The organism is Rheinheimera mangrovi (assembly GCF_003990335.1).
GTDB classification, from domain to species: Bacteria; Pseudomonadota; Gammaproteobacteria; order Enterobacterales; family Alteromonadaceae; genus Pararheinheimera; species Pararheinheimera mangrovi.
Window position 1 is genome coordinate 1,189,463 of the sequence record NZ_CP034683.1, and the last position, 13,534, is coordinate 1,202,996.

At 46.1% G+C, this 13,534-nt stretch carries 6 protein-coding genes; 2 read left to right on the forward strand and 4 right to left on the reverse strand.

What is annotated here, in order from left to right:
* Positions 1–17: 17 nt before the first annotated feature.
* Positions 18–2,804: an Ig-like domain-containing protein gene (locus EK374_RS05445; RefSeq protein WP_127020875.1), complete on the reverse strand. Its 2,787-nt coding sequence runs from the start codon at positions 2,802–2,804 to the stop codon at positions 18–20.
* A 143-nt stretch (positions 2,805–2,947) separates the two neighbouring features.
* On the opposite strand from EK374_RS05445, the gene EK374_RS20740 reads away from it, so the two are divergent.
* Complete coding sequence (locus tag EK374_RS20740) at positions 2,948–3,667, forward strand: hypothetical protein (RefSeq protein WP_206099291.1); 720 nt, start codon at positions 2,948–2,950, stop codon at positions 3,665–3,667.
* 65 nt (positions 3,668–3,732) lie between these two features.
* On the opposite strand, the gene EK374_RS05460 is transcribed toward EK374_RS20740, so the two are convergent.
* From EK374_RS05460 to EK374_RS05470, 3 genes are all read right to left on the reverse strand, one after another.
* The gene (locus EK374_RS05460) at positions 3,733–6,837 is read right to left on the reverse strand and encodes an efflux RND transporter permease subunit (protein WP_127020879.1); all 3,105 of its coding nucleotides are present in this window, start codon (positions 6,835–6,837) and stop codon (positions 3,733–3,735) included.
* Positions 6,838–6,878: 41 nt separating this feature from the next.
* Positions 6,879–7,997, reverse strand: a complete 1,119-nt coding sequence (locus EK374_RS05465; protein WP_127020881.1) for an efflux RND transporter periplasmic adaptor subunit — start codon at positions 7,995–7,997, stop codon at positions 6,879–6,881.
* Positions 7,998–8,471: 474 nt separating this feature from the next.
* Positions 8,472–11,324, reverse strand: a complete 2,853-nt coding sequence (locus tag EK374_RS05470) for a M16 family metallopeptidase (RefSeq protein ID WP_127020883.1) — start codon at positions 11,322–11,324, stop codon at positions 8,472–8,474.
* 223 nt (positions 11,325–11,547) lie between these two features.
* Here EK374_RS05470 and EK374_RS05475 point away from each other — a divergent pair, with 223 nt between their 5' ends.
* Positions 11,548–13,533 (forward strand): intermembrane phospholipid transport protein YdbH family protein, encoded by a 1,986-nt coding sequence (locus tag EK374_RS05475; protein ID WP_127020885.1) that lies wholly within the window; start codon positions 11,548–11,550, stop codon positions 13,531–13,533.
* Position 13,534: the final 1 nt, after the last annotated feature.

Here is a 13,534-nt window from a genome sequence, read left to right on the forward strand (position 1 = left end):
GAACCCTTTTCTAAGTGTTAATGAGTTGCAACCAAGGGGTTGAGATCTTCTGGATCGGCAATGCCATCATTATCCGCGTCGTTATCTGCAGTCAGGCCTGAAGCCTGGATCTGTTCAGCTGTGGCACTTAGCAGAAAGAAGTTAGGTAAACCGTCGTTGTCGGTGTCGACGTTTGCCACCGTAGTGCCGGGGAAATGATTTTGCAGTGCATAGTGAGTTGCGACTTCGGTGTTGAGACTTACTTTTTCTGCAGCTGCTACCGCATCGGTCCGGATGATGGCCAAAGCTTGTTCACTCAAGTCAGACGCCAGATTTAACTTAATCTGGTTCTCATGCAGTTCCTGCTGTTCGTTAATGGAAAGCTCGGCAATCTTGGCATTGAACACAGAAACCCTTTGCTGTAATGCCTGATAAGCAGCTGGAATATCCACGGTTTTAGCTGTTGCTGAGGCGTAGCGCAAAGCCCTGATATAGTTACGCTGGTTAAAGGTTGTATCGATGTCAGTCGCTTTATACAGATCGCCGCTGTAAGTCAGCAGAGCTTTGAGTAACTCACTCAGTTGCTCCTGAGTGGGCGAGCCAGCCAGTAAGCTATCCAGATCCTGATAGGCTTTGGCCTGCAGATCGCCAGCTTGAGTATAAAAACCTGCAGATGCCAGTAAACTGGCGGCATTGATCGAGCTGATAAAACGCTGTTGAGTATCGGTTAAAGAGGCCAGTAGCGATGTCAGTAACGTAGCGCTGCTCTGTGCTGTTTCAGTGCGGCCAGCCAATTGAGCTGTTGAAATCAGATAACGGTACCCAAGGATTGATTGTGATATATCCAGCCGTTTTTTGTCCGGATGGAAATACTGAGTGGCTATGCTTTCACAGTGCAGTGCCTGTTGGTTTGCTAATTCATCAGCTGCCATCTGCTGATAGGCCTTGACCAGACGATAACAGCCATAACTGCCCAACATATAAGCGGCGCTGGAGCGCTCAGCAAAATACTCTTCCGAATTCAGCAGCGTTGAGGCTAACTGCATCAGTTCAAGCGCTTTGTCGCGATGTCCTGAATAAAACAGATCCCATGCTAAACCCGGATTGGCTGAACCATTTTCAAACAACACTGGGTAATAATCACGCAATCTGCTGTAACTGGTTTTCAGCTCTGCCAGCACTGTTGCTGTGTCGTTGCCTGCTTGTAGTTTTTGTAATGCTTTATGCAAAGCAATGTCATTTTTAGCATTGGCCGTAGCAGTACCAGTGGCAGGCAAAAGTGATAATGGCAGGTTTGTGCTTAGGGTCGGATAGTGGTACTGAAACAAGCCTGCGGAAGATTGCAGTGGAAAGCTGTAATAACCCAATGTGGCTGTCGCATAAGCGGATTTGCTGTAGCTGTAGTTGTTGTCGTAATTGGTGTCTGCATAAATAGCCAGAGTTTTAGCCAAGTACTCTTTGGTTTTTTCTACAGCGTTTATTTGTTGAAAACGCTCGGCCACATAGGATAAATGTAAGGCGCGGTACCTATACACTTTTTGGCCTCTATAGGCACCACTGGTTGGAATTTCATAACTGGTTTGTTCTGCCAGTTCGGCATAATCTTCAATAGCGCTCAACGCCTCCAGCCGATGAGCTTCGGTTGGCTCAGCCAGATAATTGTCGATCAAGGCGTTGGTATTTAACTGGTAAGCAGTCAGAAAATTACCATAGATAGTGCTATAAACTTCGGTTTTTGAGGCTAAAGCAAAGCTTTTGAGTTGACTCATCAATGCAGCTGAGTCGCTTACTGCACCTGCCTGTCGGTAATATCTTGCCAAAGACATCATAAAACTAGCGTCGGCTGTGGTGATATTGGCTATGCCTTTTTCCAGCAATTTTTGGGTGTAAAGCCGTGAGGAAAGGCTCCGGTAGTGGTTACCCAGTGCCGTATTTCCGATTGCATCGGCATGAGTGGATGCATTTCGGTAAGCCAGAGCCTGGGCTCCTGCTTCAGAGATCGCATTACCAAGGATTTCTTCAGCTTTGGACTGGAACCCTGCGATCAAATAGCCTGAGGCCAGCTCTGTATTGGCAGTGTCTTTGGCATTATCGTCTGGTAACTGAGCAATAACGTCTTCACTTTTCTTCAGATGAGAACTGTTACTGCTGTAGTAGTAATTAAGTTTATCTGCGTTGGTGATATAGCTGGCTCTGAGTTCTATCTGCTGTGTTACCGGTGTTTCGATAATGCCGTCTGTAACCGCCACCAGAAAAGAGCCATCAATCATGCTGAGTACTTCAGGTGTATAGACAAATTCACCGGTAGAGCTGTTGATCTCTAAAGTGCCATTTTCCGGGCTACTGGCAAGGCTAAAGGTCAGAGCATCGCTATCCTGGTCAAAAGCTTCTATTTTTCCAGTGGTGATACCAGAGCTATTCACTATCACATTTGTACTGAGTATTTTTGGAATGTCATTTACATTGTGGATAGTAAATGTCAAATCAACTACAGCTCTGTCTTTGCCATCAGTGACAGACAATCTGACGTGGTCAGTGCCATGAAAGTCAGCAAATGGGCTGTAACTGAAATGGCCATTTTGTAGTAGCTGAAATACGCCGTTATTGGCCGCAGACTCAAGCATATAGGTTAAAGTGTCGCCGTCTGAATCCGTTGCTTCTGCCTGGGCGGTCAGCTTAGTGTCTTCATCTAGCGTGAACCTAAGTTCAGTATTGCCAAATGCAGGGGCTGAATTTGAATCTCCGCCACCGCAGGCAGTTAACACAGATAAAGCCAAGGCGACTACACTGATTTTTCTCAAGCTCAGGCTGATAACTTCATACATAACAAGGACATCCGGAAGAAAAAGATGCGCATAATAAATGCATTTTTAAATGAGATCAATTATCATTAAGTTTTTAGAGGGTGAAGATTGATTTTATTGCAGCTTTTCAGAGGCGTCAGACTAAAGTCCGGGGAGTAAAGTACATGTTAAGTTGGAAAGCTGCAGCTGTTGTAGCAGCTGTGTTATCGCTGTCAGTTCCTGCTGATGCAAAGGTGTGGCTGGAGGCTGACACTCTTCATTACAAAGGACAAATTACGGCTCAGGATAATAACCATCTGATGCAGCTGTATCAGCAAGCCAAGAGCAAACCTAAGCGTTTAGTGATCCAAAGTGGTGGTGGGAACATCGATTTGGGGATGGACTTAGCCGACTTTGTGTTGCAGCAACAGCTGGATGTGGAAGTACCGGATTTTTGCTTTTCCTCTTGTGCTAATTATGTTTTTGTCGCAGGAAAAACCAAATGGTTGGGAGAAAATGCAGTTTTAGGTTGGCATGGTAATGCTGCATCTGCACGCTGGCTTGATGCCGATATAGACGGCATGGTGAAAGATTTAAAAGGGGAAGAACGTCAACAACAATGGCAGAAACTCAGAGCTCATTATGATCAGGTGATTGTAAAAGCGAGTCAAAGAGAAGCTTTGTTGTATCAACAACTTGGTGTTGATCCAGCCTTATTAACTCTGGGCCTGCAGCCTGAATTACGCAGGCTTGCAACACAGCAGCGTTACCGCGGCTGGACCTTTAACTCCTCAGTACTAAAGCAATTGGGGGTTAAATCTATCAATCCAGGTCGTGCAGACTGGCAGCCTAAGCTGCATCCGCGTTTTAAATTGATGATTATTAATGAACTGAGCGCTTCCTGAGCTGACGACTTTGGGGGATCAAAAAAGGCCACAACAAGGTGGCCTTCTTTAATTTTTAATGCTGATTAATGAGCATTTTTTGCTGTTGGCTCTGCCAATGCATCATCGTCTTCATCCATTACCTTGTCGTGGCTATGATCTTTTGCAATCAGCATATAGACAGAAGGCAACACGAAAAGCGTCATAAAGGTACCAATAGTCATGCCCAGTACCAGCACTATACCTATAGAGTTACGGGCCGCAGCACCTGCACCTTCGGCGAAGATCAGCGGAGTGTGGCCTGCGATAGTGGCGATACTGGTCATCATTACAGGGCGTAAACGCAGCACTGAAGCTTCACGAATAGCCTCCAGTTTGGATTTGCCTTGTTCCTGCAGCTTGTTGGCAAATTCCACCACCAAAATACCGTTACGCGCAATCAAACCTATCAGCGTGACTAATCCCACCTGCGAATAGATATTCAGTGTGCTGGTAAAGCCGTCGGTGTAAAACGGCATTGGTGCCGGAATTTTCAGGAAGGTAAACACCAGCGCACCAAACAGAGCCAGAGGCACCGAACCTAACAAGATGACGATAGGGTCACGGAAGCTGTTGTACTGAGCTGCCAGCACCAGGAAAATCATAGTCACGGCCAAAGTAAAAGCTGGCAGGAAGGTGTTGCCTTCACGTTTTAACTGACGGGATTCACCTGTGTAATCAACCGAATAATTACTTGGCAGTAACTTTTTCGCTTCAGTTTCAAGGAAGGTTAAGGTTTCATCCAGTGGCTTAATAGTCACACCACTGATTTTCACTGCGTTCAGTTGCTGCATACGGTTGATACTGCGTGGCACAGTGCTGTGCGTCAGGCTGGCAATTTGATCGACCCGTATCATCTGGTCTTGTGGACCTTTGATATAGAGGTTGGTTAAATCATCAGGGGTTAAACGCTCTATACGTTTCACTTGGGGCACCACTTTGTAGCTTTGACCGGCCATGTTAAAGCGGTTGACATAACCACCGCCTAACAAGGTGCCTAAGTCCTGTACTACATCCTTCATATTCAGGCCTAAATCGGCCACTTTATCGCGGTCGATATTCAGTTGATACTCAGGTTGATCTACTTTCATATCAATCACCTGGAACGGGAACATGCCGCTTTCGCGCATTACTTTTTCCAGTTTCAGCGCGTAGTCGTAAATCTCCGTGGATTCGGCCGTAGAAGCAATTACGAACTCGACCGGGAATTGACCACCACCAGGTAACGAAGGTGGAGTGATAGGTAAAATCCGTACGCCAGAAATTTCAGTCAGTTTTTGTTGTACTTCCGGCATCAGTTCAAACACGGTGCGTTCACGTTCTGCCCAGGGTTTGGTCACCATACCGCCAAAACCGCCCGTCGGAGTGGTGATTTGGAAGGTAAAGTCGGTTTCAGGCACTGACATAAAAGCTTCGTTAACGTACTTGCCATAATAAGACGATTGATCAACAGTCGAGTTGGCAGGAGAGTCAACAATACCAAAGATCACACCTTGATCTTCCACTGGTGCCAGCTCTTTCGGCGAATAGTTGTACAAAGGTACACAGAGCAGCATAATGCCAAACCAGAACACATAGACCCCAAGCCTGTTATTTAAACTGCTTTCCAGCTTACGGCTGTAAAAATGCTGGAAACGGTTGAAAATACCATCCAGTGGCGCTTTTAAACTGGTATGAGGTTTTAACATACGTGAGGCCATCATAGGCGATAGCGTAATAGCCACTATGGCAGAAATAGCTACAGCACCTGCCAGTGTAATGGCAAATTCGCGGAATAAAGTACCGGTTAAACCGCCTTGTAAACCTATAGGCACATAGACTGAAATCAGCGTCACTGTCATCGCAATAATAGGGCCACCCAATTCGCGGGCCGCCACTAAGGCTGCTTTAAATGGCTTCAGGCCGTTTTGAATATGACGTTCAATGTTTTCTACCATAACAATGGCGTCATCCACCACCAGACCGACAGACAATACGATCGACAGCAAGGTGAGCAGGTTTAATGAGAAGCCAAAGAGTTTCATAATAAACATGGCGCCAATCAGAGACAGCGGAATGGCGATAATAGGAATAAGCACTGAACGGCTGAAGCCTAAAAACAGGAATATCACCACTATGATGATCAGCAAGGTTTCACCGAGCGTCTTAATGACATCGTCAATGGCAGCTTCAATGTATTTAGTCGCATCGTAGGAGACTTCTCCTGTTAAACCGCTGGGCAAGTCTGCTTTGATCTGTTCCATCTCTTTGGTGACAGCTTTAATGACATCTAAAGAGTTGGCGTTAGGTGCAACAAACACCCCCATAAAGACCGCTGTTTCACCTGAGTAGTTGACGTTCGTGTTGTAATCGTCAGCACCCAAAACTACATCGGCTACATCAGATAAACGCACTATACCGTCGCTATTCTGACGTAAAATCATGCGCTTAAATTCGTCCACACCTTTCATATCTGTGTTGGCGCGTAAATTCACCTGAGTGTAAGCACCACGGGTTTGGCCTATAGTGGCCTGAATATTATTGTCGGTCAGCGCTGTACGGATATCAGAAGCCGTAATGCCTAAAGCGGCCATACGCTCTGGTTTTAACCAGACCCGCATTGCAAAGGTGCGGCCACCGAGAATATCGGCTTTTTGTACACCACTGATCGCAATTAAACGCGGCTGCACTGAGCGGCTTAAAAATTCAGTGATTTGATTTTGTTCCAGAATATCTGAGCTGAAGCTTAAATAAGCTGAGGCAAACTGACTGTCAGCCGCTTCAATGGCAATAGCCGGTACTTCGGCTTCTGGTGGCAAATCACCACGCACCTGGTTGACCTTAGCGCTGATTTCCGTCATGGCTTTGAGCGGGTCATAGTTCAGATGCAAATGCGCTACAACGCTCGATACGCCCATAGTGCTCTGCGACTCGATGTAGTCGATACCACCGGCAGAGGCTATAGCTCGTTCGATAGGCGTGGTAATAAAACCACGGACTAAATCAGCATTTGCGCCTATATAAGCTGTGGTAATTCTTATCACAGCTATATCTGAACGTGGGTACTGCCGTACCGTCATATTGCTCATCGACTGGAAACCAGCCAGCAATATCAGCAGGCTGACCACTATGGCCAGCACAGGCTTTTTAATAAAAATATCGGTAAAATTCATAATCTGCTCATTGTTAATGGCTGGTGATGATGTTCGTCAAATCAGGTATCAGCTGGTGTTGGCGCAGCTTTAAATTCTGGTGGCTGAGTTTTGCTCAGTACCACAGACTGGCCATTAAATAATTTAAATGCACCTGCACTTACCACCTGATCACCGGCTTTAAGGCCATTGATCACCTCAACAAAATCACCACGGGCTTTGCCTAAGCGGACAAACTGCTGACGGGCTTTTAAGCCGCCTTTGTCATCTTTTTCCACTACAAATACAGTGTCACCAAAAGGAGCGTAAATAATGGCTGTGCTTGGCACCACCAGCAACTGATGCGGCTCTGTTAAGGTCACAGTGCTCGATACGGCCATACCTGGTATTAACACGTTAGTGCTGTTGTCTAAAATAGACTGCACTATGACATTACGGGTACTGGTATTAATTTCGGCGCCAATAGCACTGATTTCACCTTTGACTATTACAGCACCATCTCCTACTGACACTTCAACAGGTAAACCTTTAGTGATCTGAGTCAGCCAGTTTTGCGGCACGGGGAAGTTTACCCGTACTTTGTTGGTGGCTTGTAATGACACTATGGCAGTACCAGCCTGTAAATCTGTACCTAAGTCAACCTGACGAATACCAATACGACCATCAAAAGGTGCGCGAATGACTTTTTTCTGTAAGGTTGCTTTTAAGTTGTCGACCTGAGCTAAAGCGCTGTCGAGTTGTTGTTTGGCGTTGTCTAATTCACTTTGAGTGGCAATGTTGGTGCGGCGTAACTGCACTAAGCGCTCATAACTGGTTTTTGCCAACTTGAAGCTGGCTTCGGCTGAACGCAACTGAGCTTGCTCGTTTGTCACGTCCTGTTCAATCAACACAGTACCAGCTTTCACTTGCTGGCCATTGCTAAAGCTTATTTTTTTCACCCGGCCCGGTACTTCGGCAGCTACCACAATACCTTCGTCTGCCAGCACTGTGCCAATAGCATTATAGGTATTGGGCCAGCTTTGTTGTTCGACACTAAAAGTGCTGACATAGGCAGGAGGAGGGACAAAGGTTTCGCCCGATTTGATCATGGTCAAAATCTGGTCAAACTTTATCCCGGCAAGTAACGCAAACACACAGAGCAAGCCAAGAATAGCGAATAGTATGGATTTAAATCTTTTCATAACAGTAACCAGATTAAAAGTTAATATTGACCCAAGAGTTTCAGTCTTGAGAATACGACTTAGCAGCACTTTCGGATTCGCAGTGCGGAAAAAGTCAGCCCGAGTGAGCTTTTTATTATTGAACAGCCGCAATCAGGTTTAGCGGGCAAGCTAGTGTGCCACGTTTTATTAAAAATTGTGACGATTAGTCATAACTTAATAAAAATTTAAGAAAGATGAAGCTGAAGCTCCTGGATTTGTGTAAGCCTGCGTCTGTTTTTCCGTAGGTTTTATCTGTTTTGAACAGCAACAATGCTCAGAAAAAAGACAGCTATAGTGTAACGAGCAAAACTGGTTTCACCTATGGGATAGTCGGAAATATTTGTAACCAAATTGCAGGGAATTTAACAAATAGCAATTGAGCTGACGGACGCGCTCAGAGACCTAATTAAAAATGAGGCCGCCAGGCGGCGGCCTCATCAGGTTTCGCCTGAATTACAGGCTGATTTTTTCTACCGGATAACCCAGTTTTTCCAGTTCAGGCGTTAAGCTTTTTGCATCGCCAACCACCAAAATTGTCATTTCTTTGGTATTCAGGTGTTTGGCGGCTAAAGCATTGAGTTGCTCTTTGCTGATGGTTGAAACTATCTGATTACGTTCACGTACAAAGTCCGGAGTTAAATCAAATTCCAGAATTTGTGCCATAAAACCTAATTTTGCGTTAGGCGTTTCGTATTTCAATGCATCAGATTGATTAATAGCCAGGCGCATAAAGGCCAGCTCATCATCCTGAATACCGTTTTGCTGATAGGTATTCATTTCATTGATAAATTGACGGATAGAGTCGGCTGTTGCGTCAGCACGTACTGCGGCAGATGCGGTGTAAGTACCCGCAAACTTGTCGGCATTAAAGCTGGCGCGGGCACCATAGGTATAGCCTTTATCTTCACGCAGATTAAGGTTAATACGACTATTAAAAGTACCTCCCAATACAAAGTTCATCAGGCCAGCCTTATAAAATTCGCCGGTGATATCTTGTGTCAGTGAACGCTTACCAATGCGGATTTCTGACTGTGGCGCATCAGGTTTATCCAACAGATAAATAGTGCCTGGTTTGGCCGTCATTTTACCTGTATTGACCTGCACATCCGGGCCTTTACCTTGCCAGTCAGACAATTGGTTTTTCAGCTCTGTAGCCACTTTGTCCTGTGTTAAGTCGGACACTACAATCAACTGACCACCTGCTGGTTTGAAGTAGGTTTGATACCAGTTCTTCACATCGTCCAGTGTCAACTTGCTGACAGAGTCCAGAGTACCGGCGCCTGGCAGCGCAGCAATACTGCCGTCGTACATCATTTTGTTGTAAGTTGTTGCTGCTATATAAGCTGGGTTCGTCGCGCTGTGCTGAATACCCTGCAGGGTTTGTTGTTGCAGGCGGTTGAAGTCTTCAGCTTTAAAAGCAGGGCTACGTAATTTCTCTTCCAGCAGCACTAAGGTTTGTGGCAGGTTTTTACTTAAGCTTGAAACAAATACATTAATGTAACTGTCACCTGAGCTAATGCTGATATTGCTACCCAGTTTTTCCAGCTCCAGACTCATTTGTTCTGTGCTGTAATTTTGAGTACTTTCATTCAGAATGGAAGCCAGCATTGCGGATATACCCGCTTTATCAGCAGTTTCGTAATAACGGCCCACCGGAATTTTTAACAATAAAGAGGTGGTTGGAGTTTCAGTACTTTGACTACCCAGCACTTTAATACCGTTACCGAGATCTGTAGTCCATGTTGCCGGCAATTCAACTGCAGGGTTCATACCCGCCATAGGTTGTTTGCTGCGATCAAAAGTATCTGTCGCTTTACGCACTTGCAAATCTTCAGCTTTGGTCGTCGACGGGCCACCAAAATCATGTTTTACAGGTGTAAAGTTATCAGCTTTGGCAATAAGTTGTTTCTTACCCTTTGGTACTACACTCATCACCACTGAGTTTTGATTTTTAATGTAGGTGTTGTATACCCGCATTACATCTTCTTTGGTGACTGCGTTATAACGGGCTATGTCGTCACCAATGGTGTCTGGTTTGCCCTGGAAGGTTTGGCTGGCTGCCAGTTGACTGACTTTTCCTGCTACGCTTTGCAGGCCAAAAATGCTATCTGCTTCTATCTTGGCTTTTACTTTTAACAAGTCGTCGTCTGTCACGCCGCGTTGTTCAAACTCAGTCAGACTGGCACGGATGATCTGCTCGATATCAGCCAGGTTTTTACCTGAAGCCGGGTGAGCCAATGCATACAAAGAAAACTCACAGGCCAACTCGCGGCACGGGTGTGAAACGGAAGCCTGAACGGCCAGCTGATTTTTCACCAGATTTTTATACAACAGCGAATTATTACCGCCACCTAAAATTTCCGACAAGATATCTAAAGCAGCTTCGTCTTTGTGATTGGCATAAGCTGTTGGGTAAGCGATATACACCAGCGGCAAATGCACATTGTCTTCCATTGATATATAACGGGTTTCCGGCAGTTTCACCAGGGACTTGGTTGCATCCGTGACTTCAGGACCACGTGGAATAGAGCCAAAGTATTTTTGTACCATAGGTAAAATATCTTCGGCTTTGACAGCACCACCTACAGTTAAAGTTGCGTTATTCGGGCCGTACCAACGCAGGAAGAAGGCTTTTACGTCATTGACGTTAGCGCGGTTTAAATCGTCCATATAACCAATCACTGGCCAGGAATACGGATGGCCATCAGGATACAAAGCCTGAGATACCCGCTCATTTAAGCGGCCGTACGGCTGGTTGTCGACACGCTGGCCGCGTTCGTTTTTCACAGTTTCGCGTTGTACTTCAAATTTCTTCTCTGTCACTGCATCCAGTAAAAAACCCATACGATCGGCTTCTAACCACAGCATTTTTTCGACCTGATTCACTGGTACTGTTTCAAAGTAGTTAGTGCGGTCTGAGTTGGTGGTGCCGTTTAAAGTACCGCCAGCTTCTGTAATAATTTTGAAGTGCTGTTCGTCACCAACGTTTTCTGAACCCTGAAACATCATGTGTTCAAAAAAGTGGGCAAAACCTGATTTACCTAATTCTTCGCGGGCTGAACCAACGTGATAAGTGACATCAACATGCACCAGTGGGTCTGAGTTGTCTTCATGAACAATAACAGTTAAACCATTGTCCAACTGATACTTTTTGTATGGGATATGAATACCTTGCGAAGGTGCTGACTGTTCTATTAGTTTTACACCAGCAGGTAAGTTCGATTGGGTTTGAGTCTGAGTCTGAGTGCCACAGGCTGCTAAGGTCACGGCAAAAGCGACGGCAATTGCCAGTTTAGATTTGTTCATATGTTCCTCCTTGTTAACCGCCTGATTAAAGCACGTTTCTTTTGGGTTAAAAAGATACAACTATGTAACAAAACGATACAATGCCGTTGGAGCAGGTTCAAATGTACTGGCCCACTGCGCAGTTTAACGCCAGACTAGGGTAAAAATTCACTTACTGTTCAGTCTGATGACTTAAGGTTTGAATAAGCAAAAAGGGCATGACGTGGCGAAGACGGGGTCAGGCGTGAAGAAATCAAGTTCCTGGTTAAAGTGGAACCTGTTGTTACTGTTGCTGGCAGGCGCTTTGTTCGCTTTTATCCAGTTGCAATTCTGGTGGACTCAATTGAATCCCAAATGGCAAGGCCTGGACTTGTCATGGGGCTCGGCCCGTGTTGAGCTGTTGTCCTTACAGTTGCCGTTTTCCGGTCATCAGCAGGTGCAACTGGAACAGCTGGAGCTCGGCTGGACTGGCTTGCCCTGGCCTTTAGACCGGGTTGTGGCTACATCACTTAAAGCTCAGTTGGATTTACAATTAGAGGCATCCACAGCAGCAGAGCCTGACGCGACCTTGTCAGTGCCTACTTTGCCGCTTTGGTTGCCGAAGGTGTTGTCCTTTGAACAGTTAGAAGTCTCGCTGCCTTGTGCCCGTTTAAATACTAAACTCAGCAATAGCAGCGGTACTGACAAGGCTGACTGCCAACTGACAGGTTCATTAACCTACAGCGAACAAAACCAGCAAATACAGCTGCAACTGGCAAATCAACAAGCCGTATTTATTGAAGGTGTGGGTGATGCAAAGTTGGCGCTCAAAGCTTTGATCACACCAACAGCCGAACAGCTGAACATTCCACAGTTTGAACTGAGCCTTACAAGCAGCAAGTTGCAGTGGCAGCAGCATCAGCTGTCTGATTTGGATCTAAAGTTGAGTGGTCGCGCTGTCTGGCAAAACAATCAGCTGCAATTTGAAACCACAAATCCGCTGCATCTGAAAGCCGGTTATCAGCAGCCACAACTGCAGATCCAACAGTTGGTAGTGAATGCGCAGTCACTGCAGCTGGAGCTGGACCCAACGCAATTGGCAAATGCACAGCTGAAAAGCGATCTGAAACTTGAGCTGACGCAACTGCAGCATCCGATGCTAAAGACACTGGACTGGAACTGGGCTGGTTCGGCCTTGTACCAGCAGCATCAAGCACAAATCGAAGGTCGGTTAGAGAACAGTTTATCTTTGGCGCTTGAGCATAAAGTACAACTGGCGGAGCAAAACATCAGTGTCAGCTGGGCCTTGCCAGAGCTGTTTTTTCTGGCTGGAAACCCGCTACAAATTGGGCCTTTTTGGCCAGAACTGCTGACATTGCAAAAAGGTAAAGCCTCAGGCAAAGGCCAGCTGGAGTTTGACCTTGGCAGCATGGCACTGACCAAACAGCAAACAGAACTGGTGCTGCGGGATTTGAGCGGTATTTACGACAGAACTGTATTTAGTGGTTTAACCACCACACTGAAGTTGTTCAGCGAAGGTGCGGTCTGGACAGTTCAGACTGGTGATCTCAAGCTGCAACAGGTCAATCATGGTTTGGTGATGGGGCCTTTGGAGCTGAATGCGGTGTACCAAACAACAGCACCGGATTGGTTCAAAGGGAAGTTAGATCTGAAGCAGCTGCAACTGGCTTTATTTGGCGGACAGGTTCGAGGCACCGGGCAGCAGATTGATTTAAGTAAAGATGCTAAAGTGCTGCTGCAGCTGGATAAACTGCAATTGGCAGAGTTATTGAAGCAGCATCCAAGCGCCGATATCTCCGGGCAGGGAACTCTGTCCGGAACTTTGCCTCTGAGCATAGAACAAGGCAAGCTGACGGTCGCTCAGGGCTCTGTGGCGGCTTTAGAGCCTGGTGGCCAAATTGCCTATCAGTCTGAGAAAGCCCAGGCCATGGCCGCATCGAATCAGGGCATGAAGATTGTGATGCAGGCGCTGCAGAATTTTCATTTTTCAGTGCTGTCGGCTGGAATCAGTTACAGCAAAGAAGGTCAGTTAGTACTGGCGCTTAAACTGGAAGGCAATAACCCGGATTTCGAAAAAGGCCGGGCTGTGAATTTCAGTATTAATTTAGAAGAGAATTTACCGGCTATGATCACCAGCCTACAGTTAAGTGGTCAGGTCAGCGACGTAGTTAAAAAACGGGTTCAACAGCGTCTGGCCGCCCAAAAAGCCAAAGACGCCCGCAAGGAGTAAT

Excerpts from the sequence above, each read along its gene's own strand:
- EK374_RS05460 (WP_127020879.1), bottom strand. The coding sequence starts at position 6,837 with ATGAATTTTACCGATATTTTTATTAAAAAGCCTGTGCTGGCCATAGTG.
- EK374_RS05445 (WP_127020875.1), bottom strand. The coding sequence starts at position 2,804 with ATGTATGAAGTTATCAGCCTGAGCTTGAGAAAAATCAGTGTAGTCGCC.
- EK374_RS20740 (WP_206099291.1), top strand. The coding sequence starts at position 2,948 with ATGTTAAGTTGGAAAGCTGCAGCTGTTGTAGCAGCTGTGTTATCGCTG.
- EK374_RS05465 (WP_127020881.1), bottom strand. The coding sequence starts at position 7,997 with ATGAAAAGATTTAAATCCATACTATTCGCTATTCTTGGCTTGCTCTGT.
- EK374_RS05470 (WP_127020883.1), bottom strand. The coding sequence starts at position 11,324 with ATGAACAAATCTAAACTGGCAATTGCCGTCGCTTTTGCCGTGACCTTA.